This is a genomic window from Sphaerochaeta sp., from assembly GCF_050256055.1.
Lineage (GTDB): Bacteria > Spirochaetota > Spirochaetia > Sphaerochaetales > Sphaerochaetaceae > Sphaerochaeta.
Window position 1 is genome coordinate 123,424 of sequence record NZ_JBFWIJ010000004.1, and the last position, 24,341, is coordinate 147,764.

Sequence of the window (24,341 nt, forward strand, 5' to 3'; positions counted from 1 at the left end):
ATACGAAACCGGATGGATTACACGGTATTCCGGGCGGTAATGGCGCTTACGTCTTCTCAAACTCCTTTTCTTGTTTGCGCAACTCAGCCCGTTGTTCACGTTCTTCTCGTCTCAGACGTTGGTATTCTTTCTGCATTTCGGTTCTCATCGATTCAATACGTGTCCGAATGGCCTCTTTCTTGTCTTCCTGCGCACCCGCCTCCTCTGCTTTCAGCTGGGAGAGGCGGAGCATCATCTCCTCGCGATAGCGATCGGATGCCGAGAGAATGCGGACTTCCGTTGATTTCTTTGTACGATAGATATCCAGCATGACTGCTCCGAGTACGACCACTCCGGTGAAGAATGTCTGATACTGCGACTGCAGATCCATCGACGGCAATCCTGCCCGGAGGACACTCATGATATAGACACCGATCAAGGTACCCAACACCGAACCGGCGCCGCCGCTCAGACTGGTGCCTCCGATGACCGCCCCTGCAATGGCATAGAGTTCGAAACCCTGCCCCTGGGCGGGCATGACCGTGGTGTATACGGCTGCAAATGCAATGCCTCCGACGCCGGCCAAAAATCCGCTGATCACATAGGCCATCATTTCCCATTTGGCTACATCGACGCCACTGAGGCGGGCTGCTTCCTTGTTGGATCCCACCGCGAATATGTACCGGCCCATCTTGGTCCTGGTGAGGATGATGTAGGCGATGAACGCCGTACCAAAGAGCACCAATGCTCCGGTGGGATAGGAGGCATTATTCGGGGCAATGAACTTGAAGATGCCCTTGAACCAACTGTCCGATGCCCCACGAGCAGGGAATGTAGCGCTGCGAACATTCGATACGATCGATCCGGTACCCAGACTGATCATCATGGTGCCCAAGGTAGCGATGAACGGGGGGAGCTTGAGCCGGCTCACCATGATGCCGTTGAAAAGCCCGAAAGCGGTGGACACCACCAGAATGAGGATCAAGGAAAGCCACATCGGCCAACCCCAGGTCTTGTAGGCCGTTCCTCCGATGATGGTGGCTGCCATCATGACCGTGCCGCAGGACAAGTCGATGCCTCCGGTGATGATGACGAAGGTGACCCCGATGGCGATGAAGCCAATGTAATAGGAGGAGTCAAGGATGTTGACCAAGGTGGTGTACGAAAAGAAGTTTCTGCCAAACAGCGCAAAGAATGCATAGACGATAACCAGTGCCAGGGGAGCAAGCAATTTTTGTAGATTGATGCCCTTCTTCTCCCGCAACTCTCCCGTGTCTTTCGTTTTCATTTCAGCTCATACTCCTCTCAGCGTTGGGTAGCCAGGGCCATGATTCGTTCCTGGGTTGCCTCTTCGATATCGAGAAATCCGGTAAGCTTTCCCTCGCACATGACTGCGATGCGGTCGCTCATCCGTACTATTTCATTCAACTCGCTGCTGATCATGATGATCGACTTGCCTTCCTTGACCAATTCATTCATCAGATGGTAGATCTCGCTTTTCGCCCCGACATCGATTCCTCTTGTCGGTTCATCGAAGATCAGGACCGAACAGTTCTTGATCAACCACTTGGCTATGACTACTTTCTGTTGGTTTCCTCCGGAGAGGTTGCGCACGAACTGGTCGAGGGAAGGAGTTTTTACATTGAGTTTGTTCACGTAATCGGTGGCGATCGCATGAAGTTTGGCTTTAGGCAGGAACAAGGAGGGGCAGAGGTCCTGATAGGAAGCCATGATGGCGTTGTCCTCCACCGAGAGCTTGATCGCAAGCCCAAACCGCTTGCGGTCTTCAGAAAGATACCCGATGCCGTAACGTACGGCATCCTTCGGACTCTCGATCACCGCTTTCTTACCGTTGATGTATATGGCACCGGACGCTTTGTCTGCACCGAAAAGGGCACGCATGGTTTCGGTTCGGCCTGCTCCCATCAAGCCGGCAAATCCCAGAATCTCCCCACGATGCAATTCAAAACTGATATCCTGCACCAGCTTGCCTGCGTTGAGGTTCTCGACCTTCAGAACGACCGGAGCGTTGGGATCCACATTGCTTTTGGCTTTTGGTTTCTCATAAATCACCCGGCCAACCATCATGTTGATCATCTCTTCCTTGCTCAAATCCTTGGTTTCTTTCGTCCCTACATATTCACCGTCACGAAGAACCGTCACCCGGTCAGTGATCATACCGATCTCATCAAGGCGATGACTGATGTAGATCATGCCGACCCCTTTCGTGGCCAAATCCCGCATGATCACGAACAAGTCATTGATCTCTCGGTCCGTGAGGGCTGCTGTAGGTTCGTCCAGGATGAGGATTTTCAGATTGTGTGAGACGGCTTTCGCTATCTCCACCATCTGCTGCTTCCCCACGGTCAGGTTGCTGACTTTTTCCTGCGGGTCGATGTGCATGTTCAGTCGTTTGAATAGTTCGGTCGCCCGTCTGTTCTGTTCCTTCTCGTCGAGGAACCACCCATTGTGCTTGGTGGCTTCCCGTCCGATGAACAGGTTCTGGGAGACGGTCAGATGCTCCATCATGTTCAATTCCTGATGGACGATGGCAATACCGGCATCCAAGGCATCTCTCGGGCCTTGTGGATTGAAGAGTTTTCCCAAATAATGGATTTCCCCCGAGTCCTTGGGGAAAATACCCGTGAGCGCCTTCATCAAGGTCGATTTCCCAGCTCCGTTCTCACCGACCAATGCATGGATCTCGCCTTCGCACAATTCGAAGTCAACACCCTTGAGTGCATGTACGCCGGCAAACCGTTTATCGATGGCTTTCATCGAAAGGATTACGTTTCTCACAGCCGTATCTCCTTCTACAATACTATGCTCACATGTCTTGGCTTATCTGTCAAGTAAATCTTGTAAACGTTTACAAATATAGTGTGGTTCCGCCAAATTTCTTGTATACAGGATGTATTACCGGTTATGGTTTTTACAATCAAGGGCATTCCTTTGATGGTTTTCTTGACATTGGACATAAAAACCAACAATCTTTGGACCTGATATACATGAAAGAGGCGCAACGGATGGAACACAGCGAACGATACCTGGAAATACTGAAATATGTGAAGGAAGGAGTGTATTTCGTAGATACCTCCCGGACCATAACCTTCTGGAATGACTGGGCTGAAAACATAACCGGATTTTCCGCCCCGGAGGTGATAGGCCGGCATTGCTATGCCAATATCCTCAACCACATCGATGAGAAGGGAACGCACCTCTGCATCGGCGGTTGTCCGTTGCACCGGACCATGGAGGATGGACAGGAACGAACAGCTTCGGTATTCCTCCATCACAAGGATGGGAATCGTGTCGCGGTGAACGTCAGGACATTTCCTGTCTATGAGAAGGGTACCTGTCTTGGAGCAGTTGAGTTGTTTTCCCAGGAGAAGCCGGTCCCGCAACTGGCAGGCGATTTGATTACCATCGAAGATCTGCGTGTGTTGGCCATGACCGACCAGCTGACCGGGTTGGGGAACCGACGGTTCATTGAGTCGGCCCTTTCGGAGAAACTGACGCAACTAAAGGAATTCAAAACCGGGTTTGGTGTGGCCATGGTCGATATAGACCATTTCAAGACGGTCAATGATACCTACGGCCATGACATCGGTGATCTTGCCTTGCAGACGATTTCCCGAAGTTTGGAGAATGCCCTGGGCAGTGATGATCGAATCGGCCGCTGGGGTGGGGAGGAATTCCTGGTCCTGATCAACTCGGAGGAAGCTGCATCCATTGTACAAACGATTGAACGGATGCGTATTCTGGTGGAGCACAGCAGTGTCAAACGCGGCACGCTCGACCGTGTCTGTACGGTATCGATCGGAGCAGTTTTGGTACAACGACCGATGGAAAAGGAAACCATCATTCAGGCTGCCGATCAATTGATGTACCAAAGCAAACAAAAGGGAAGGAACCAAACCCACTTTGCTACACTCCCGTAGAATCCTATGCATCCTCTCTTGTAGCGGGGACTTCCAGGATATCGATCAGATCGTCGGGTTCTAGACGGAACGGTGAGCCTTTTCCCTCGAAGAATCCATGATCAGCAATAAAATGAATATGCAGATCGGTATAGATGATAGTTCTGTGCAAGGCCTTGTTGGTCACAGTGGTATTGATTTTCCCGTACATACCTTTCCCCCCGAACGGGGAAGGCAACACACCCCGCACCGATTCGACTTTCACCTCGAACGTATCATCGACGGTGATGAACTCCCCCAATCCTGCGAGTCCGTGAGCCTTGAAATATTCCATTCGTTCGGCGATCGCTTTGCAACTACGATTCCGTTTGCGGACTGTCAGGCAGTCGCTTTCGATGATATCGACCAGGTTGCGCTTGTCGTCGCCGAGGAATCCATGCAAGGTGATGACGCCTTTTTGCATCTGTTGTTGTATGGCGTTGTATTCGGGTGTCTGTTTCATACGGGACTCCTTGTCATGAGAATTTGTCGTAGAAGATGCGCTCTGTCGGGACTTCCAATTCAGTAAGAACCTGGATGCAGGCATTGATCATACCAGGGCTTCCACAAAGGTATGCTTCGCTGTTGCTTCCTTCGCTTACCATACGACGAACCACATCAGTGATGAGGCCGGTCTCTCCGTCCCAACCGTCCTCCGGCTGCGGTTCGCTCAACGCAGGAATAAACTTGAAATTCGGCAGTTTCTTTTCCAATTCCTTCATCTCATCCAACAGGAACAGGTCGCGTTTGGAACGGGCGCCGAAGAAGTACATCGCCTTGCGCTGAATACCTTTTTCCGCCATATCCAGCAACATCGACTTGATGGGAGCCATACCCGAACCTCCGGCAATGAAGATGATGTTCTGATCGGTATCCCTGAGATAAAACTCCCCATACGGCCCGTTGATGGTCACTTCATCCCCTTCCTTGAGCAGGGTATGGACATAGGTGGTGCAGATCCCGTTGGGAACCAGACGAATTTCCAGCTCGACATGGTTTTTGCTTGATGGTGGAGAGGCCATGGAATAGGCTCGGTATATTCGTTCATCTGTTTTCTCGTATTCGGGCACCTCAAACTGGATGTATTGTCCTGCTTTCCCCTTGATATCGCTGGGATCTTCCAAACGCAACGTTATTTCCTTGATGTCATGGGTCAGATCGCGGATGCGTTCCACCACGGTCTTGAACTCCTTCACCAGAAAGAGTGCTTCAGGAATGGTAATGGCCACATCCTGTTTGACTTTGAACTGGCAGGAAAGCCTGATGTTTTGTTTCTTTTCCTCTTCGCTGATCCAAGGAAGCTCCGTTGGAAGATATTCTGTGCCACCATTGACAACTTTTACCTTACATAAGCCGCAGGATCCACGGCCGCCACAGGCCGAGGGGATGAACACCCCCTCTTGGTTGAGTGCTTTGAGCAACGGCTGGCCGCCTTGCACCTCCAGCTCCTTCGCCCCGTCGTTGATCGAGATCTTGACCATCCCGTAGTTGCCGATCGTGGCATCCGCAATGACCATAAGGAGGGCGAGCACTACGGAAATGGCACTGATGATTCCTATACTGACCAGAAGCGTGATCACCATCGTTCTCCTCCTTTATGAGAGTGCGATCATGCCGGAAAAGCCCATGAACGCCATGGCCATGAATCCGGCGATTACCAGTGCAATGCCCGGTCCCTCCAGTCCGGGAGGTATTTGGGAATGCTTGAGCTTCTGTCGGATGCCCGCCATGGCGATGATGGCTATGCACCATCCGATGCCGCTCCCCAAACCGAACAAAAATGAGGTGAAGAACGTATACTGACGGATGACCATGAACAGACTCACGCCCAGAATGGCACAATTGACGGTGATCAAGGGGAGGAAGATTCCCAACGATTGGTAGAGTCCCTCACTGTATCGTTCAATGGTCATTTCCGTGAGCTGGACGAAGGCTGCAATGACGATGATGAAGACGATGAACCTCAGATATTCCAAATTGAAGGGCAACAGGACAAAGTGGTACACCAGATAGTTGAGCGGTGTGGTTGTTGCCATGACGAATATGACGGCAACTCCCAATCCAACCGAGGTCTTCAGTTCTTTTGAAACGGAAAGGAATGAACACATCCCCAGGTAGTTGGTAAGCAGGATGTTCCCGGTGAAAATGGAAGCGAAGAATACGGCAAAAGGCATGATTGATGCGTTCATTTCTTAGCCTCCTTCATAATGGTTTCCCTGATGAGCCAGATGAGGATCGCCAAGACGAAGAACCCGCCCGGCGGCATGATCATGATCGACCAGTTCGTCCACCAGGTTCCCAGGATCCTATACCCCCAGAGACTTCCGGTTCCCAGCAGTTCCCGGACGAACGCGATGGCAAGCAGTACGTAGGCGTAACCCAACCCGGAAGCCAGTCCGTCGATGAGGGAGAGCATCGGTTTGTTCTGCAACGCAAACGCCTCGATGCGCCCCATGACGATGCAGTTGGTGATGATCAAACCCACGTATGGTCCAAGTTGTTTCCACATTTCAGGATAGTAGGCTTTGAGCACGATGTCGACGACGATGACGTAGGTAGCGATCACCATGGTTTCGACCATCATACGAATACGTGAGGGAATGTAGTTGCGCAACAGTGAGATGGTCCAACTGGATAGGGCTGTCGTAAACATGACGCCCAACGTCATGACCATGGTGTTCTGTAGTTTGTTGGTAACCGCCAGGGTGGAGCAGATGCCGAGAATCTGGACGAATACAGGGTTGTTCTTTCCCAAGGGTTCCAAAAAGGTTTTGCGAATCTGGTGTTTTGCCATCTCATGCTCCTTGTATGATGCTCGGGGCGTCTTTCGAAACCTTGTTCACCAGGTTCCGGAAAAATTCTGAGGTGCGTGTGGCTCCGGTGATGCCATCCACTTCCCCCGCCTTCTTGGTTGCCCCTTCCCCTGCCAAGCTGAACGGGGCGTGCATCCCTTTGAATTGGGCGGTGAACCAAGGTTCCTCGATTCGGGCCCCAAGGCCGGGAGTCTCACTCTGGCTTACGATGGCGATGCCCGAGAGTGTTTTCCCATCCTCCTCGAACCCTGCCATGATGCTGATCGTTCCCCAAAGTCCTGGACCTTGGGCGGGAATGACGTATCGTTTGCCACCCGGGGTGGATGCAATGTAGTAGCCATCCTTGGCGGTTATCGAATTCAGGTACGCTTGCTCAATGCCAGAAGGTGTATTCGCAAATGTAACACCACTGGCTTGGAGAATTGCCCTCCGGGTAAAGGACAGCTCATTGCTGGTCGCCTTCTCTTGGGTGGCCAGATGAAGAAACGCCGTAGGAAGTATGCAGGCAATGGTGACGGCAAGCATGAAGGTCAGTGGATAGATCCGTTGTTGGAAAAAAGTTGTTTTCTGTTTCATCATGCTCCTCCCTTCTTTTTCTTGGCTCCCTTGAGCAGGGTATCGAGCAGGGGCGCGAACATGTTGCACAGTAGGATCGCAAATGTGGTTCCCTCAACCCATGTCGAGAAGGTACGGATCAAGACGGTCAGCAATCCGAACATGAGGCCATAGATCCATCGTCCGGTATTGGTTGACTGGGAAGCGGAAACTGGATCGGTGATCATAAAGAAGGCGGCAAGCAAAAAACTGCCGCTCAGTACGGCGACCAAGGGATTGTCCGGTCGTATCAACCCATTGCTGGTGGCAATGGGTATCCCGCCGGCCCAGAAAATTGCCTGCAACAGCAGAAATGAAGCCAAGCCAGCCGCCACGATTCTCCAATTCGCTGCTTTTTTGTAGATGATGTACAATCCTCCCAGCAGGATGAGGACTGCGCAGGTTTCTCCGAAACTGCCGCTGGTCAAACCGAACAAGAGACGCAGGACCGGTACGTCATGGGTGACCAACGGGGTTGCTGAGGAAACGCTGTCCGCTTTGCTGATCCACGCTCCGAATCCAGCAGGAAACCAAGAAAGATCGGTTGCATTGCCGATAAATTTCCCGGTAAGAGGGAACCCGAAACTGATGTATACGAATGCACGGGCAGTGATGGCGGGATTGAAGATGTTCTTCCCGAATCCTCCGAAGATCATCTTTGCAAAGATGATGCCGAAGGCGATGCCGAGCGCTGCTATCCACAGGGGGATGGTCGGCGGCAGGGACAAGGCGAAGAGGGTGCAGGAGACAAAGACCGACTCGGTGATCTTGTACCCATACCGTTTTGCCATGATTGCTTCCGATGCCAGTCCCGCGATTCCCACCACCGCGAGTACGGCAAGAAACCGCCAACCGAAAAAATAGATTGCAGCCAGACAGAGTGGTGCGAGCCCGTACAGGACCGTACGCATTGCTTGTTGTTTCTGTATTTTCACGGTTCCTCCCTTTTATTGTAATCAGTATAAGGCATAACTGGGGGAATGTAAAAATAAACTATGGACTCATACGGTCATCAAGATCAAATCTCAAGTATATACTAAGCGGAAAAGATGGTACCCTGCTTGGAAGCATCCTAGAATCCTCTTTGGCCGACAGGTACAAAAAAGGAGGAAAAAGCATCGCGCTTTTCCCTCCTTTCCCATCGGCTGTACAGGATATCAGGCCTTTTCTCTTGCTTGCTTGAGGGCAAGCGTCCACCAAGAAAGTTGGTCGAGCATCTGTTCAACCAAACCCTCGAGATATCCAAGATCCTTGACTTGTTTTTGGCCGTTCATGATGGGGAAGAAATCATTGCCTTGAATCAGGACGGCTTGTCTGACGGGAGCCATCTGCAATTCGACGCAGATGTCCTTCAGGTGCTGTACGGCACGTGCGCCGCCGGCCGAGCCGTATGAGAAATATGCAGCTGCCTTCCGATTCCATTCAGGGTAGGCATAATCCAAGGCGTTCTTCAAGGCTGCCGTAATGCTGTTGTTGTATTCGGCGGTGATGAAGATGAACCCATCGAATTCGGCGACTTTCTTCTGCCATTTTTGGGCTATCGGATTGGTTGAGGGGACATAGGCATTTGATGCGACTTCATTAAAGAACGGCATCGGATAGTCACGCAAATCAACGATTTCAAACGAAAGATCCGTTCGTTTCTTAGCGATGGATGCCACATAGGTTGCTGCTTGTTCTCCCACTCTCGTGGCTCTGGTGCTACTTATAATAATCCCAATTTTTGGTACATTCATGATTTTTCTCCTTCGATGAGAATTTTTATCTCTTAAATGTAGTATACAATAATATTTTACAAACGTCAATTGGGACGAATATAGTTTCCCCTGCTATCATTTCTGCGCTCTTGTTCTCAGATCCCATTCCTCTCTTGCGTGCAACAGGAAGCTTGGGACGGCAGTGAGCACGCGCTGCAACCATGAGACGGAATCAGCCTATCCCCAAGGTCCCCTTTCCGGTTTATCCCACTATGAACAGAATTGTGATGAAGCTTTTTCCCCTCTCTCGAAGAATGCCTCTTCCGTGTAGCTTCGAAACTCAGGGACGTTTGCAAAGCAGCCCATACAGAGCATGCACAATGAAGTAAGCTTTGGGTGTAGGCCATTCTGAGCACTCTCCGACCTGGGGTCTCACATGCGTGAATCTTCCTCTGCTCGTTTTGCATAGCTGTGTTTATACACGAACCGCATTACCTGGGTGTCCAGCCAAGCAAGTGGTTGTACCGCTGGAATTCCCAAGCCAAATAAGGCTGCCTTGCAGTTCTTTTGCACAAGCATAGCGACCGCCTCGGCATCAGCTTTGCTGCTTCCCATGCACAGGGCCCCATACTCCTTACAGAGCAGTGCATCGGTATGAAATGCTGAGGACGGGATGGAAGCATGCGGATGCAATACGGCAATCGAAGGGCCTGCAATCTGGGCAAAGTCGTCCAGATATGCATACACCCTGTCCATGGTCTTGGTGACTGCAAGCACCTCCTCACTGACGAGCAACAGGATATACCGGCAATCGGCTTTTCGATACATCAGCTGTGTACAAAAGGACTTGAGTACACCAGCAATGGTAGTATTCCATGCAATCGTACCGGATTCGTGTTTCTCGGCGAGCAACATGATTTGTTTTTTCCCCTCCAGGGTTTTCAGCAAGGGTGAACGGGAAAACACAAGTTGCCGGCAGATACGTTCCAGAACCGCAGCGCTGAGGAATGTTTCGTCCAAGGATGCTCCATAGCAAAGAGCTCCATGGTTTGCCATCAACAAAGCGGACTTTGCACCCTGATTGAGCACACGCTGAACCTGGCATCTCAATTGCCTGGTACCCGGCAAGCCGTACCGCGCAGTGTGAATACAGGTTCCCATCAAATTCCCGTCGTGTTCCGGTACCGCAAGTTTCCCTCCAAGCAGACTGGCCAAGGATGCCATTTCCTGATGCGTATGGATAACACACGCAACCTTGGGTTTGTATTGGTATACCAAGGCATGGATGGCTTTCTCCGAAGATGGTTTGATCGAGCCTGTATAGCTGAGGTCAGGGCAGGAGACCAGCACCAACTGGTCCATGGTAAGCCGGTCGTACGCCTTTCCGCTGGGGGTGATGAGAAATTGGTCCGATCCCACCCTGCAACTGATGTTTCCCCAGGTTCGGGCGACCAATTTTGCAGTAACCAATTGGTTTACCGCTTCCAATACCGTCTCTTTGGCCTGCTGTAATTGCATACCTTGCCGCCTTCAGTCCTTGATGCACGTAACATGAGAGAACACGCGCTCGAAGGCTTCAAGAGCCTGGTCGATCATCATTTCATCATACGCTGCACTGGTGTAGAGTCTGCTCCCGGCAAGCGTGACCAACCCTTCGGCCATGTACGCAGAGCCCATGTACTCCATTTCCTTTTTTCTTCTTGCCGTCTCGTTGATCACACGAGCAATCGTCCAAGGTTTCTTCCAATTGATGGAAAAATGCATGGTCCCCACGGTCTCCAAATGGCAAATCGAGCCTTGGTTGAACGCAACGAACGGCAATTGATAGGCCTCGATGAGTTTCTGAAGCCCTAAGGTAAGGCGGTCGCCCATGCGTCCTGCTTTCCTGCAGGCATCAGTCCTGTCGATTTCCTCCAAGGTATAATAGCCGGCGACGCAACTGATCGGGGTGGCCGCCATGGTGCCTCCGACCAAGGCTTTGTGTATCTTGACCCCACTCTGGATCCCTGCAGAAAGATACTTCATTGCGTCCGATTTGCCGCCGAGACCCCCGGCGCCGGGGTAACCTCCGGCAATGACCTTGCCGAATACGGTCAAGTCCGGGGACACGCCGAAATACCCTTGGGCTCCGGACATTCCAATCCTGAAACCGGTGACCACCTCATCGAACACCAGCAGGGCATCATAGGAGCGGCACAGTGTTTCCACTTCTTTGTTGAATTGCAAATCCAACGGACGGGTTCCGCTTTCCGGACCGATCGGTTCAATGAACACTGCAGCCGTCCCTCCTCTGAGTTTGTTCCGTCGCAACGTTCTTTCCAATGCATCAAGGTGGTTCGGGAAGAATTCCTGGGTGTGTTTGAAGAGATAGGAAGGCACCCCATGGGCTTGCAATCCCTTGGTTCCCGGCAGCCGTATCCCGTAGGCGAGTTGGTCACTCCAGCCATGGTAGGCTCCTCCCATCTTGATGATGTTCTTCTTTCCGGTTGCGAGCCTAGCCACCCTGACGGCGGCCATACAGGCTTCTGAACCGGAGTTGAACATCCTCAACATCTCGACGCTGGGAACGCTTTCACACACTTTCTTTGCCAATTTGTATTCGTATTCATGAAAGAGACCGGTTGAAGGTCCTCCATCCTGCAGCAGCTCTATGACTTTCTCGCGCACAAAAGGAGGGTTGGACCCAAGGACGGTAGGTCCGCCTGCCTGCAGAAAATCAAAATACTGGTTGCCGTCAAGGTCCTGAAGATATGCTCCTTCCGCTTTGGTCATGACCAAGGGAAATGGATGATTGAACGCAAGATTGTGCTGAACTCCTCCGGGAATATACTGTTTCGCTTCCTTGATCATCGCCTTGGAACGTGGGCATCGTTGGTCGAAGTATGATTGCTCATAGACGGCCATCGCATCCCGTCCAATGCTATAGATGGGAAGCCTGATCAAATCGTCTAGTTTTTTGGTAATGACTGTTGCATCAGGATACGATGAAATGGCGAATCGGGTATCCATATCTTTCCTCCTGTACTAGTTAGGCTTGTTTGCGCTGGATTCGGGTATTCATCGAGGTCCGATAGATGATGAATCTGTTGACGGCGAATTCGGTGACCAGATTGATCACCATGGTACCACCCAGCACGATATAATCGGGAATGCCGATGCCGACCAATGCATCCCCCCACCACGTGGAAAGCGGGGTGAAGATGGCATAGTAGATACCCAACTGCGTCATGGCTTTGGGAACATTGTTTGCACTCTTGAAAGTGTAGCGTCTGTTCACGGTAAAGTTGTAGACGACGCTCGCAATGAGTGCGGTTAGGTAACTGGGCCAATAGGGGAGGGAAATGAGTTCTTCCATAATGGCGAATACCAGCACTTGAATGATGCCGGCACTGATGGAGAAGAGGACGAATTTTCCGAATTGGATGAGATTGTCTTTTCTGGATAATGGTGTCTGTGCCTTGTATTCCATGGGATGTTCCTTTCAACGGGCATTCAGCAGAGCAAAGTGTTTCTTGTTGCTGCGGTAGAGTTGTTTGTAGACGGCGTAGTTGGTGTCGTATACCGGCTTGTACTCGCTTCTCGGATGGTAGATCGGTCCTGTCGGGATTGCCTTACGTGCTTCCTCGAATGAAGGAAAGAGACCCAACCCCATCGCGGAAACCAAGGCGGCACCCAACGCCCCGACGTTTTGAGGGTTTTCAATGGTTTGTACCGGTCTTCCCAAGATGTCGCTGAGAATCTGGCAGGTCACTGCAGACAACGCCCCGCCACCAACGAAACGGATTGTAGGAGAGGTTTTGAGCCTTCGTTCCTGGACTTCAAGAAACCATCGCATGTGCATGCAGACTCCTTCAGTTACGGCCCTGATCATCTCAGTTTTTCCGGTATCCAAGCCGAGGTTGAAAAACATACCCCGGGCATTGCAGTCCTCGAATGGGCAACGATTCCCGTGCAGCCACGGGGTGAAGATGACATGGTTGCTGCCCGGCTTGATACTGTCGATGACTGAAGCCATGTATGCATACAAGTCGGTTGCAAGCGACTCGGCGGATTGGGTCGCCAATCTTTTGTCCAGATAGACATTGATCTCATCAAGGGCGAGATGATCCTTGACCCATTCGAGGCATTTCCCTGCAGTCTCAAGCTCTGAAAAATAGGTGTAGCGCCCTGGAATGGCACTGACGATTGCAGCGGTCTTGGTCGCTGGATCCACCATGCTGTGGGAAACCATGGTGGAAAGCCATCCCGAAGTACCAATGTAGATATGGCTGTCCCCCGGTTCGGTCGAGCCGGCTCCCAGCGCGATGACTGCGGCGTCTCCGCCTCCGCCGAATACCGGGGTACCCTCCTGCAAACCAAGGTCGAAAGCCGCCTTGCTTCCCAACTTTCCTGCTGCATCGGTCGAACGGATGATGGTGGGCAGATGTTCCTGCTTCACGTTGAGCATACGACACATCATTGGGCTCCAGATTCGTTTCTTCACATTGAATAAAAGTGTTGCAAACGCCGAATCCTCGGTCATGATGAAGGATCCGGTAAGTCTGGCGATCAGATATTCCTTGACATCAAGCCATTTGTAGATGCGTGCATGCACTTCCGGTTCATGATGCTTTACCCATTGATATTTCCACACCGGGTCCTTCACGCTGGTTGGTGCCGCTTTGGTAATGGCCAGAGACACAAGCAATTTCCGTATGTTGGCTCCGGCAATGCATAGGCCTGTGGCCAATCCTTGCTTCAATTCAGCGGTTGCTCTCTGGTCGAGATAGCTGAACGCATTGCGCAGGGCATTGCCCTGTCGGTCAACAAGCACCAAGCCCTGCATCTGCGAGCAAAATGAAATACCCTTGATGTCGGAAGGATCCACCTTGGATTGGGAAAGCACTGCTTTTGTAGTCTCCAGCATCGCCTGATACCAGGATTGTGGGTCCTGTTCAACGCCGCCACCTTCCAGAAGTTGCAACGGGTATTTGGCCAGAGCGGAAGTGATCAACCGCAAGTTGCCATCGGGGGAGTACAGGCACGTCTTCATGCCTGTGGTTCCGATATCGTAGGAAAGTAGGTACATCTTGCATGCCATGACGATCCCCCGCTCGATTGCTTATGGTTTCAGTGCGGAACAAAGGAAGTGCACCATCTGGTTGCGAACAAAACTGTCATTTTCCTCGATTTCATCACCCAAGAAGAGCCTGAACCGCTGCCGGAAGTATTCACTTGTATAGGAGAATTGCAGGGAGATGAACAGGTTGTCCATCAGGAATGCCGCCATGGCAGGGTGGATATCTTTTCTGATCTCCCCCGTTTGCTGTCCTTCCCTGATCAAGTCAGAATACATCTGGGCTGATACGGCCTCTATTTCATAGGTGAGTTGTTTGACCAGATCATCATTGCCTACGCACGTCAATTCGCTGTAGAGACGAATGAGTTGCTGTTGTTGCCTGCAGGTGGTTTGGATGGCCTGGATCAATGCCCTGCATTTTTCCTCGAAGGATTGCGTTGACGGAATGATGTTCTGGAGAATGCTCCTCAATACCTCGGTGCCTTGATGGATGGTCATCAGGAAGAGATCTTGTTTGGATTCGAAGTATTTGTACAGGGAACCTATACTGATCCCCGCTTTCTGGGCAATGATGTTGATGTTTGCATGATCGAACCCTTGGTTGGCAAACTCTTCGGTCGCCGTTTGGAGGATTACACGCTTCTTTTCCTCACTGAGCTTGTCGAATGTGGGTTTGGTAAGTTTCCGGTTGGATTGCATCGGTCCGTATCCTCCGCTTCCTCTTGGTAAGTGAGTACTCACTCACCATTGAGTATAGCACGCCCCATACCCGGGTCAAGCCTCCGGGTTGTTGAAATTCACATCCTTGTTGTACGCTTTCCTGCTTCAATCGAGCAGAAACCTGATTCAGCATTTCATAGGATAGGCTTGTTTCCTTTGGAAAGATTCGCCACGGCAAAGATGGAAGTGCCGAGAATCAACAGGAAAGATATTGCGTTGATCACCGGTGTTGATCCGTCACGCACCTGCATGTACATGTTGATCGGAAGCGTTGCCTGCGATCCAACCAGGAATATCGTGGTGTTGAAGTTCTCGAAAGACATCAAAAATGCCATAGCAGCCCCCCCGATGATGGAAGGTCTGAGGTACTTGAGCGTAATGAACCAAAGTACTTCCGCCTTGTTGGCTCCCAGATTGTAGGCTGCTTCCTCAAGGCTGCGGTCGAACTTCTTCAACCTGGCGGAGACGACCAAGGCGACGATGGTGGAGATGAACGAGGATTGGCCGAGCACCACCAGCGGGAAGCCGGGACCAAGAAACTTGATATACAGGTTTGTCTGATGCTCGATAAACAGTCCGATGGCATTGGAAAACATCAGGATGGAGATACCTAGGATTACCCCGGGGATGACCAGAGGGGCGAGCATAAGGAAGTAGAGTACCCCCTTGAACCGGAAGTTCTCCTGTTCAAAGAGAAAGGCGGCGCACGTGCCGAGGAAGGTGGAGAGCAGCATTACCCAAAATGCAACTTTGAAGGAGGTGAAAAGGCTTCTTAAGTTGGTCTGGTCATGAAAAATGCCGTATTTTTGCGGGCCGTTTCCGAAGAACCAATCGAGGGTGAAACCCTGCCAAGGAAGTGAGGGGTACATGGAATTGTTGAAAGCCAGGACCATGGTCACTACCAATGGGGCAAAAAGGAATAGGAAATACAGGACTATGAAAAGCGTGAATCCATAGCGGTATGGTTTTGAGGATGGAAGGCTTCTGATCATTTCACCACCTCCTTCAGGCTCTGTTTGGTCAACTTGAGAAGTATCCAGATGATGAGAGAGGAGAGGGCAAGCAGCAGGAACCCGAATGCGGCTCCTTGGTTCCAGTTGAAATAGAGAATGATCTGGTTGTAGATCTGCTCGGTGAACCAGAGTGAATTTTTGCCGCCCATCAGGTTTGGGGTCAGGTAACTCCCAAGTACCAACATGAATACGATGATCCCTCCATTGACGAGTCCCGGAGCACAATGCGGAATGATGATGGTTCTCCAGATGGCAATCTTTGATGCACCAAGGTCATATGCTGCCTCGATGATGGAATTGTCCAAGTCATCCATGACCCCGATCACCGGAACCACCATGAAGAGCATGCTGGTATACACCAATCCCATAATCATGGTTACGTCGTTGTAGAGCATTTCAACCGGTTCCTTGAATACTCCCAGGGAAACAAGGAAATGGTTGAGGATTCCGCTTTCCCTGAGCAGGATCATCCATCCATACACCCGTATCAGTTCACTGACCCAGAACGGAACCAGGATGAGTATCATGAGAACACCGGCCATCCGGCCCTTTACAAGTTTGGAAATATAGAAAGCGACGGGAAGAGAGATGACCATCACCAGGAAGGTCACCAGGATCGAGTAGAGGGCCGTGCGTACGAAGGTCAGCCAGTAGATGGGTTCCTTGAAAAACGCCAGGTAATTGTCCAAGGTGAGCTTGCCAGAATCAGCCTTGGTGAATGAGAGCTTCAAGAGCTCGAGGTGAGGCAGAACTATCAAAAGAAGGAGCCAGAGGACCACCGGAAGGAAAAAGAAGAGGAATCCCCCTGTAATGCGTTGTTTATTCTTCATCGTATAACTTCCAATCACTGCGTTTGAAGCAGACGGTCTTATGCAGGTCCCAACCGACCTGAATGCGGTCCCCGGGTCGGATAAAATCAAATTCCCTTGTCTGGGGAAGAGCTACCACCAATTCCTCCTGCGTACCCAAAGGTTTGACCAGCAACCTGCTGTTTCCCCCATCAAACAGGATTGAGGTTACATCGACTGCCAGGACATGGAAATCCTTTCGTGCCTGCCTGGGGTTGATGATGACGGATTCCGGCCGGATGAAGAGATCATAGTCCTCCTGCTCTCCGGTGAGATTGAATTTCTGGGAGAGTACGAAATCGTACCGGTCGGCATATCGGGCTATGATGCTTCCCTGTGTATCTGCATGCAGTTTCACCCGCAACTTGTTGTTGTTCCCCACGAATTGCGCCACAAATGAGGACTTGGGCTCATGATACAGTTCCTGGGGCGTTCCGATCTGTTCAAACCGGCCATTGTTCATGACCGCCACCTGATCACTCATGACCATCGCCTCGCTCTGGTCGTGGGTGATGTACACAAAGGTTGTTCCCACTTGGGATTGCAGATTCTTCAATTCAACCTTCATATGTTCGCGCAGCTTTGCATCGAGCGCTCCCAACGGTTCGTCAAGCAGCAGGACGGTTGGTTCCATGATCAGGCAGCGTGCAATGGCGATGCGTTGTTTCTGCCCCCCGGAAAGCTGGGTGATCTGCTTGTTTCCCGATTCAGGAAGTCCGACCCGCTCCAGCAGTTCCTTCACCTTCTTGTCGACGCCCGGACCTTTCTCCCCCCTTCTCCGCAACCCGAAGGCTATGTTCTCATGTACATTCATCATAGGAAAGAGCGCCAGATTCTGAAAGACCAGGTTGACCGGCCGCTTGTTCGGAGCCACCCCATCCATGTTCTTCCCGTTGAACAAAAGGGTTCCTCCATCGGGCTTGTAGAACCCGGCGATCATGCGGAGCAGTGTGGTCTTTCCACACCCTGATGGACCGAGAATTGAGAAGAACTTGCCGTCTTCCACTTCGAACGATACTTGATCAACTGCAACAAAATCACCAAATCGTTTGGTGAGCTTCTGTACTGAGAGTGCACTATCCATCGTATTGTTTACCTTGGAAAGATGCCGATGACCTTCACCTGAAGGCCATCGGCACTCTGTCTGTCTATCCTGCTAGCGAGCAGCCTTAACCTTGTCGAGCGTCTTTCCTTCCATTTCCTCGATCCCCGCCGGGACGGTCGGATACCAATTTATGTTGGCCAACACATCGGGGGGAAGCCCACGGTTGAAGTTTGCCTTGATTTCGGGATCAAGGAAGTTCACCGCATCCTTTGAGGCGGTTCCATAGGTTTCGCGATTGGTGAAAAATGCCGCATTCTCCGGTCTGAGCATAAAATTGATGTAAGCATAGGCTGCATCAAGATTTTCACTCTTTGAGGGGAGTGCGAAGGTGTCAACCCACCCCAGTGCTCCGCTGGTGGGTGCAAGATAGTCGATGTTCGGGTTTTCTGCATGCAGTTTCCAACCTGCCTGCTCCCATGCCGAGGCCGCCCAGACTTCCTCCGAGCGCAGGGATTGCAACAGTTGGTCTCCGTTGTCCCAGTAGGTTTTTACCGAAGGTTTTCCGGCGATGAGCACTTTCTCCATCTCATCAAGGAATTTCTGGTAGCCGGATGGGTCTGCATAGAGTGCGAACGGATCATACCCGAGGGAGAATCCCATGCCGATGAGCGTGGGTCTCTTCAACCGATACGATACTCTTCCTGCATATTTCGGATCGAGCAGGTCCTTGAAATCTTTCACATCGGGGGCCTTGGCTTTGTTGACGACCAAGCCTTCGGTTCCATAGATATGCGGTACTGCATACGATTTTCCCTGGACAAGCGTATTCTTCTTCACCGCTTCAAGCAGGGAAGGGTCGATCTGTTCGGTCTTGATTCTTGCATAGTCGATGGGTTGGTAGATTCCGTATTGTTCCACCACTGATGAAATGCGGTCTTGGGAGGGTTGGGCGAGGTCAAACCCGCCGCCACGGGTTGCTCTGAGTTTGCTGATCATCTCTTCGTTGTTGCTCAGCGTTACTTCAACCTTGTAGCCGGTCTCGGAAGTGAATTTGTCCAACAGCTCCTGCGGGGCATATCCTGCCCAGGTGATGATGCGCAGTACTGGATTCTTCGTCTCTGACGAAGCTTGTGCAAACAACGTGCCGCACAAAAGCAGTAGGACAACGAGAACAAGAACTCCTTTCTTCATACAGAACTCCTCCTTTTGGATTACGAGGTGTCCACCGCTCATGGTTTGCTACACTATTTCTCGTTCCCTCTGCAGTTTGTACCTCCTTTGTATGGTAGGTCCTCACTATGGCAAAGTCAATTCCAAACTATAAAAGATAAAATCATTCAGAATCACTTATTTCCAAGCGGTATCCCGACGCTCAATCCAACGTTCGGATATAACAGCGCCGACGCTTGTGTTGCTCGGTATGAAAGCTCTTCCATTGTGACTGCACCTTGTTGTTGTCTTCCAGTTCGGGTCCGGTCTCTGCATACTGTACGCCGTGTTCAATGGCCCGCTTGAGCCCTTCATGCAGGATGATGGCATTTACTCCTCTGCCGAAATACTCGGGCTTCACGGCGATGAGATACATATCCAATACCTGGTACGTTTTCAAGGCCTGAAGAATCCGAACGAATCCAAAGGGAACGAGCCTGCCTTGGGAAGCTTGGATTGCCTTGGCCAAGGACGGGGCCATAATGCCGAAACCGATGACCGAGTTCTCCCTATCGACCACTACGAAAATGTAATCAAGGCTCAGCAAGCTGAAGAACTGCTTGATCGCCATGTCGATCTGTTCGTCACTGAGTGGACAGAATCCATACAACTGGGCAAACGACTCGTTGTACATATGGAACATCTGGTGGGCATACGGAATGACTTCCTTCTTGCTGGTGAAGGAGAGGAGCCGATACCCATGCCGTTTTTCTGCGATTTCGCAGATTCTAGCAATACGGGAGTCGATCTTTTGGGGGACAAAGACCTTGTATTCCACCCAGTCTGTATCCTTGACGAATCCTAATTGGGTCAGATGTTCATGGTAATACGGGTGATTATACAGGGTGATGAACATCCCAAGTTGGTCAAACCCTTCGACCAGCAAGCCTTGCTTGTCGAGATCCGAAAAGCCGATGGGTCCGATGACCGTATCCATCCCTTTCGTTTTGCCCCAGGCAAAGACAGCATCAAAGAGCTGTCGACTGACCTGTAGGTCATCAATCACATCATAGCGGGTGAAGCGCATATAATGTTGCGCTTTGGCTTTGTTGAGTTTGTGGTTGATGAGGGCTGCGATGCGTCCTACCGTATCACCATCCTTTTTGGCAAGGAACGCGACGGTATCACAATATTCGAATGCCGGGTTTTTCTTCGGATTAAAATTCCATTGTTCATCGAGCAATAAGGCTGGCACATAGAAGGGATTGCCCTTGTACAGGAGATTGGGGAAATTGAAGAAGCGCTTCCAATCACGTTTGGTTGTTACCGGGTGGATCGTAATCACCTGGGCCTCCTATTTGGTTTTCTGCACCCATTGTACCGCATTTGGGCAAAAGTCGAGTACTACTTCTTCAGGGAATTTGATTTGTTCACCAAATACCTGAAGTCGGATGATTTCCCCAGTGTATGTGCTATGATTACACCATGCGACCGAAACAAAATACAATAGGCAAACTATGAGAATCGTGTTGATTGGGTACGGATGGCGCAGCCTTTTTTACTATCGGATCATCAAGGCGTTTCCCGAGCGCTTCACCTTGGTGCAATGGGTGCTCCAAAGTGATGCTCGCGCTGAGCAAGTGAAGGCAATCTACCACGTGGAGACAACGAGCAAGGTGGAGGTTGCACTTGCCTGTCCTCATGACCTGGTGGTGCTGTGTGTACCCGCTGCGAGCTTGGAAACCTCTCTCTCGTCTCTGATTGATCAGGGCGAAACCATTTTGTGCGAGACGGGATTCACCCCGCTTTCCTTGCAGACCTTGGCATCGATCTACGCACGATGTAAGGCATCATCAAGCACGATATTGGTTGCAGAGCAATACGTTAGGTATCCCTATTATCAGAGTTGCCATGCACTCCTACCTCTCTTGGGCTCGCTGACGGAGGTACACGTCGGCAGCGTGCATGGACACCACGCAACCAGCCTGATTCGTCATTTTCTTGGAGAACAGGGAAACAACTGCTCCATTTCAGCTGCTTCGAGGACTTCCTGGGTGGTGAAGACCGGAGGACGGGATAGTATCAATACCGAAGGGACCCGTATCCAGACAAAGCGAACTGTGGCGGTATTCGACTTTGCGGATGGAAAGACCGGATATTTCGATTTCGCCGATGTACAGTACCACAGCAACATCAGAAGCGGTCATTTCAGCCTTCGGGGAGAACGGGGGGAGATCTTTGACGAGACGGTGCGTCATCTCAACCGAAACAATGAAGGAGTCATCCAGACCATGCAGAGAATCGAGGACGGGAGTTGGACCAACAACCCCCGCTCGTTACGTGCCGTAGGCTTTGGGGATGCATACCTCTTTACCAATCCCTATTGGCCCCTCGGGTTCAACGATGATGAAATTGCGCTTGCTCTTTGTTTGGAGGATGCATGCCAAAAGAAAGGCTATGCTTTGGCTGAGGCCTTGCAGGACTCCTATCTTGCCCAATGCATCCAGAACAGTTGTGCTACACAAACCCGGGTGGAAACCGAAGCCCAGATATGGGCCGATGCGTTGGCTTTGAAGGCAAATTGAAGAGGCACCTGCAATGCATGAATCGAACCGGGATCCTGACTTGTTTCTGTGTCCTGTTCTTTCCTTGTAAAGCGTTTTCCGTTCCTCATTTTCGAACCGGAGTCCAGACTTCACTGTACGCATATCCTTGTCTTTGTGTATGCATCCTGGTGAATGAGAACGTGGGGGCATTGATGACTTCATATCCGGATACAGGCAGCCACAGTGCATAGATATTGGCCATGGTTTCCTGTAGCGTAGAAGGGAATGGTCCTTCGCAAGGAAATATTGCCCAGGTCATCGCCTCGACAGGGATTGTCTCCAGTATTGGATCTACCTCCGTTGCCGTGGTCAGTACTCCGATGAGATGGGTCAGTTCGCCTTTCTCTTCCAAAAAGTTTGAATCTGCATCGAAGGATGCGTTGACCACTTCCTTTGGCTCCATATTCTGAAGCCGGTGCATTGCTTTTCTTTGTTCGGCTGTGATTGATTGTGCAAGTTTCACAATCTCCTGATTAATGCCTTCGAATTGCATCGGTACTCGTTTGATGACACCGGCAAATTTGAATGCTGGCATTGTGATGATTCTACACTCCATACTATCTCCTCCCCGTACCGTAATCTGAAAAGAGAGTACCGGGGTTGTCTTGCTGAAACCAAGCTTCCGGACTTCAGAGGGGTGTAACCCTGCCCATGCCGTAAAGGCACGACTGAATCCGTCTTGCGAATTGTATCCATATTGGTAGGCTACTTCGGTAACGTTCCTTCCTTCCAGCAAAGCTTTGTTCGCTTCAGACATCCTCCTGTTTCTCAGGTATTCGCTGATCGAATACCCGGACAATGCATGAAAGACTTTGTTGAAATGGTAGATTGAGCCGGTAATAAGCGGTTTCAACGCATCCATTGTAATTTCTTCACTGAGATGTTGCTCAAGATACGCAACCACTGACTGCAACTGTTCAACCATACGGGTCCTCCCTGTATTGGTGCATGATAGCATTCAGGCAGGCATGATGCTCGACCCAGATGACATATAAATGTCGGATGCCGGATTCTTCCAGGCATTTGTTTTCTATTCTGCTTCTGGTATACTTTCAAAACAGCATTGCAGCGAGGGATACTTGTTTCCCGCTGCCGTCTGTCGAATCAGTCCAGGCATTCTGCCGCATCCTACGTGGCTAAGTAGATTCAGCTGGAGCAGGGGGAGATGTATGGATACCATGCTGATCACCAAAATTTCTGAATTAGTGGAACGAGCTTGTGCATCAGAGAACAATACGCATGGATATGAAATCTGGAAGTTTCATATCCATCCTATGGTTTCCATTGCACAGGACCTTGCTGTTGCCCATGGTGCCGATTGTGAAATAGTGACATTGGCTGTGTTGCTGCATGATTTGGCGGGAATTGAGGATTACTCCAAACAGGAATTGCATCATTGGTACGGAGCCCAGCGGGCCCGTGAAATTTTGGCGTCGAATCAGTATCCTGAGCGGAAAACCGAGTTGGTCGCCCAATGCATCCTGCATCATCGAGGAAGTGTGCCGATGATCAAGGAAACAGCGGAGGAACGATGTGTTGCTGATGCCGATGCAATTGCCCATATGTCTGATCTTTCCTCATTGTTCTTTGTGGCCTATGGGAAGAAGAGGATGGCAAGAGAGGATGGGAAAATCTGGGTCATGCAGAAAATCCAACGAGATTGGAATAAGATGAGTGAGATTGCACAAGAGCAATATGGCACTCTGTATAAAGAAATCAGGCGCTTGCTTTCGTGACCATTCCCGCATGCACGTCATGCGGGAATGAAAACCGGGTTGGCTGGAAGAATGCAGATTTTCGTACTACTCTGGAAGTTCGGCAAACTTCGGTATTTGTTCCAAATCATGGTCCCATGCTGCCTTGTCGGCTCTGAAGATATGACCATCCGGCCGTATGCATAGCTCAGTATCCAGACAACCGGCAGGCACAACCAATAATGTTCCCTGCATCTGTAAGTGAGGGAGTGCCGAGCCACATTCGGTGCAAAAACTCTTCATATGTCCACTCGATTGGAAATCGAAGGTTTTCACCAAATGTTCTCCACTGAGCCAACGCAATGTGGCCGATGAGGAGAATAGGTTGGCAGCATGTGCGGAACCGCTGTCTTTGCGGCATAGATGACAATGACAAAGGTAGAAATGTTCGAAATCACCTTCTATTTCGAATGTCACACTCCCACAAAGACACGCTCCTTTGTGTAGGCTCATATGCACCTCCTGTTTCTGCATGATGCAACAACCGGCAAAAGTTTGTCCAGTGGATCATCCTTCGCTCGGACCTAGTCCGGTTTCAGCCATGTTTGCTAAAATCGCCGACCGGGAGTTTTGCGCTGATAATCTTCCACACACGATTCGTATCTGCAAGCAAATTACCGGGGAGGAGAAATGCCCTTTCTTTTGTAATGAACAGGTAGATGCTTCCTTTTTCGCAATACGCATGCAATACATCCTGCCATCGATAGGTTGCTCTCTCTTTGCCGTTTGAAATTTCCAACATGTCCGATTCCTCTGAGAATTCCAAAGTATACACAAGGCGTGGGGGATTGAGGTTCTGAAGCCGGACTTGTTTTTTCAGAGAAACGAAGAAAGATGCGAAGTATACCAGTGGCATTCCCAAGCCTGAAACCAGCAGTACGGTACCCAAGAGCAGTGCACCCTCAACCCGATACATCAGAAAGCAGATGATCGCAGAAATCGTAAAGATGGATGCAAAGACGACGGGCCGTCTATGCAGCTTCAGGCGCTTGATGATGTTGAAAATGAGAAATTGGCGGAAGTGGCTTTCATCCAAATACACAGCTATGGTCATAGGCCGACTATAGCATATTCATGCTTGCATTTCATTCACAATCTGCTGATT

At 50.7% G+C, this 24,341-nt stretch carries 25 protein-coding genes; 3 read left to right on the forward strand and 22 right to left on the reverse strand.

Annotated elements, in window-relative coordinates:
* Positions 1–46: 46 nt before the first annotated feature.
* Together AB7C91_RS02785 and AB7C91_RS02790 are read right to left on the reverse strand one after the other, a co-directional pair.
* Positions 47–1,267 (reverse strand): ABC transporter permease, encoded by a 1,221-nt coding sequence (locus AB7C91_RS02785; protein WP_332448012.1) that lies wholly within the window; start codon positions 1,265–1,267, stop codon positions 47–49.
* Positions 1,268–1,284: 17 nt separating this feature from the next.
* Positions 1,285–2,778 (reverse strand): sugar ABC transporter ATP-binding protein, encoded by a 1,494-nt coding sequence (locus AB7C91_RS02790; protein WP_332448011.1) that lies wholly within the window; start codon positions 2,776–2,778, stop codon positions 1,285–1,287.
* 209 nt (positions 2,779–2,987) lie between these two features.
* Here AB7C91_RS02790 and AB7C91_RS02795 point away from each other — a divergent pair, with 209 nt between their 5' ends.
* Positions 2,988–3,920, forward strand: coding sequence for a diguanylate cyclase (locus AB7C91_RS02795; RefSeq protein WP_428589082.1), 933 nt, complete (start codon positions 2,988–2,990; stop codon positions 3,918–3,920).
* A 4-nt stretch (positions 3,921–3,924) separates the two neighbouring features.
* On the opposite strand, the gene AB7C91_RS02800 is transcribed toward AB7C91_RS02795, so the two are convergent.
* The 17 genes from AB7C91_RS02800 to AB7C91_RS02880 form a co-directional block, all read right to left on the reverse strand.
* Complete coding sequence (locus AB7C91_RS02800; RefSeq protein WP_428589085.1) at positions 3,925–4,401, reverse strand: hypothetical protein; 477 nt, start codon at positions 4,399–4,401, stop codon at positions 3,925–3,927.
* A gap of 13 nt (positions 4,402–4,414) precedes the next feature.
* Positions 4,415–5,521: a 2Fe-2S iron-sulfur cluster binding domain-containing protein gene (locus AB7C91_RS02805; RefSeq protein ID WP_332448008.1), complete on the reverse strand. Its 1,107-nt coding sequence runs from the start codon at positions 5,519–5,521 to the stop codon at positions 4,415–4,417.
* 12 nt (positions 5,522–5,533) lie between these two features.
* The gene (locus AB7C91_RS02810) at positions 5,534–6,127 is read right to left on the reverse strand and encodes an NADH:ubiquinone reductase (Na(+)-transporting) subunit E (protein WP_332448007.1); all 594 of its coding nucleotides are present in this window, start codon (positions 6,125–6,127) and stop codon (positions 5,534–5,536) included.
* Positions 6,124–6,732 carry an NADH:ubiquinone reductase (Na(+)-transporting) subunit D gene (locus AB7C91_RS02815; protein WP_332448006.1) on the reverse strand — a complete coding sequence of 203 codons (609 nt, stop codon included), beginning with the start codon at positions 6,730–6,732 and terminating at the stop codon, positions 6,124–6,126. Before AB7C91_RS02815 ends, AB7C91_RS02810 begins: the two co-directional genes overlap by 4 nt.
* A 1-nt stretch (position 6,733) precedes the next feature.
* Positions 6,734–7,327 (reverse strand): FMN-binding protein, encoded by a 594-nt coding sequence (locus AB7C91_RS02820; RefSeq protein ID WP_332448005.1) that lies wholly within the window; start codon positions 7,325–7,327, stop codon positions 6,734–6,736.
* Entirely contained in the window at positions 7,327–8,280 is a 954-nt protein-coding gene (locus AB7C91_RS02825; RefSeq protein WP_332448004.1) for an RnfABCDGE type electron transport complex subunit D, read from the reverse strand. Before AB7C91_RS02825 ends, AB7C91_RS02820 begins: the two co-directional genes overlap by 1 nt.
* A 222-nt stretch (positions 8,281–8,502) precedes the next feature.
* Complete coding sequence (locus AB7C91_RS02830) at positions 8,503–9,081, reverse strand: NAD(P)H-dependent oxidoreductase (protein ID WP_332448003.1); 579 nt, start codon at positions 9,079–9,081, stop codon at positions 8,503–8,505.
* Positions 9,082–9,474: 393 nt separating this feature from the next.
* On the reverse strand, positions 9,475–10,560 hold the full coding sequence (locus tag AB7C91_RS02835) for a class II aldolase/adducin family protein (protein ID WP_428589092.1): 1,086 nt from the start codon (positions 10,558–10,560) through the stop codon (positions 9,475–9,477).
* A 12-nt stretch (positions 10,561–10,572) separates the two neighbouring features.
* Positions 10,573–12,051, reverse strand: a complete 1,479-nt coding sequence (locus AB7C91_RS02840; RefSeq protein WP_332448001.1) for an aspartate aminotransferase family protein — start codon at positions 12,049–12,051, stop codon at positions 10,573–10,575.
* Positions 12,052–12,070: 19 nt separating this feature from the next.
* Entirely contained in the window at positions 12,071–12,511 is a 441-nt protein-coding gene (locus AB7C91_RS02845; protein ID WP_332448000.1) for a GtrA family protein, read from the reverse strand.
* Between the two features lie 12 nt (positions 12,512–12,523).
* Entirely contained in the window at positions 12,524–14,122 is a 1,599-nt protein-coding gene (locus AB7C91_RS02850; RefSeq protein WP_428589096.1) for a xylulokinase, read from the reverse strand.
* A gap of 21 nt (positions 14,123–14,143) precedes the next feature.
* Entirely contained in the window at positions 14,144–14,800 is a 657-nt protein-coding gene (locus tag AB7C91_RS02855; protein WP_428589099.1) for a TetR/AcrR family transcriptional regulator, read from the reverse strand.
* Positions 14,801–14,955: 155 nt separating this feature from the next.
* The gene (locus AB7C91_RS02860; protein WP_332447997.1) at positions 14,956–15,813 is read right to left on the reverse strand and encodes an ABC transporter permease; all 858 of its coding nucleotides are present in this window, start codon (positions 15,811–15,813) and stop codon (positions 14,956–14,958) included.
* Entirely contained in the window at positions 15,810–16,664 is an 855-nt protein-coding gene (locus AB7C91_RS02865) for an ABC transporter permease (protein WP_332447996.1), read from the reverse strand. Before AB7C91_RS02865 ends, AB7C91_RS02860 begins: the two co-directional genes overlap by 4 nt.
* Positions 16,654–17,766 (reverse strand): ABC transporter ATP-binding protein, encoded by a 1,113-nt coding sequence (locus AB7C91_RS02870; protein WP_332447995.1) that lies wholly within the window; start codon positions 17,764–17,766, stop codon positions 16,654–16,656. The genes AB7C91_RS02865 and AB7C91_RS02870 overlap by 11 nt, the downstream gene beginning before the upstream one ends.
* A gap of 72 nt (positions 17,767–17,838) precedes the next feature.
* Positions 17,839–18,918, reverse strand: coding sequence for an extracellular solute-binding protein (locus AB7C91_RS02875; protein WP_332447994.1), 1,080 nt, complete (start codon positions 18,916–18,918; stop codon positions 17,839–17,841).
* A gap of 181 nt (positions 18,919–19,099) precedes the next feature.
* Positions 19,100–20,221 carry a hypothetical protein gene (locus AB7C91_RS02880; protein WP_332447993.1) on the reverse strand — a complete coding sequence of 374 codons (1,122 nt, stop codon included), beginning with the start codon at positions 20,219–20,221 and terminating at the stop codon, positions 19,100–19,102.
* A 172-nt stretch (positions 20,222–20,393) separates the two neighbouring features.
* On the opposite strand from AB7C91_RS02880, the gene AB7C91_RS02885 reads away from it, so the two are divergent.
* Entirely contained in the window at positions 20,394–21,461 is a 1,068-nt protein-coding gene (locus tag AB7C91_RS02885; protein WP_332447992.1) for a Gfo/Idh/MocA family oxidoreductase, read from the forward strand.
* Positions 21,462–21,546: 85 nt separating this feature from the next.
* On the opposite strand, the gene AB7C91_RS02890 is transcribed toward AB7C91_RS02885, so the two are convergent.
* Positions 21,547–22,407, reverse strand: coding sequence for an AraC family transcriptional regulator (locus AB7C91_RS02890; RefSeq protein WP_332447991.1), 861 nt, complete (start codon positions 22,405–22,407; stop codon positions 21,547–21,549).
* A 244-nt stretch (positions 22,408–22,651) separates the two neighbouring features.
* Here AB7C91_RS02890 and AB7C91_RS02895 point away from each other — a divergent pair, with 244 nt between their 5' ends.
* On the forward strand, positions 22,652–23,218 hold the full coding sequence (locus AB7C91_RS02895; RefSeq protein WP_332447990.1) for an HD domain-containing protein: 567 nt from the start codon (positions 22,652–22,654) through the stop codon (positions 23,216–23,218).
* A 66-nt stretch (positions 23,219–23,284) separates the two neighbouring features.
* Here the strand turns inward: AB7C91_RS02895 and AB7C91_RS02900 are convergent, their stop codons facing one another.
* A complete protein-coding gene (locus tag AB7C91_RS02900) occupies positions 23,285–23,689 on the reverse strand; it encodes a GFA family protein (RefSeq protein WP_332447989.1) in 405 nt (134 codons plus the stop codon).
* An 82-nt stretch (positions 23,690–23,771) separates the two neighbouring features.
* Positions 23,772–24,290: a YcxB family protein gene (locus tag AB7C91_RS02905; protein ID WP_428589107.1), complete on the reverse strand. Its 519-nt coding sequence runs from the start codon at positions 24,288–24,290 to the stop codon at positions 23,772–23,774.
* Positions 24,291–24,341: the final 51 nt, after the last annotated feature.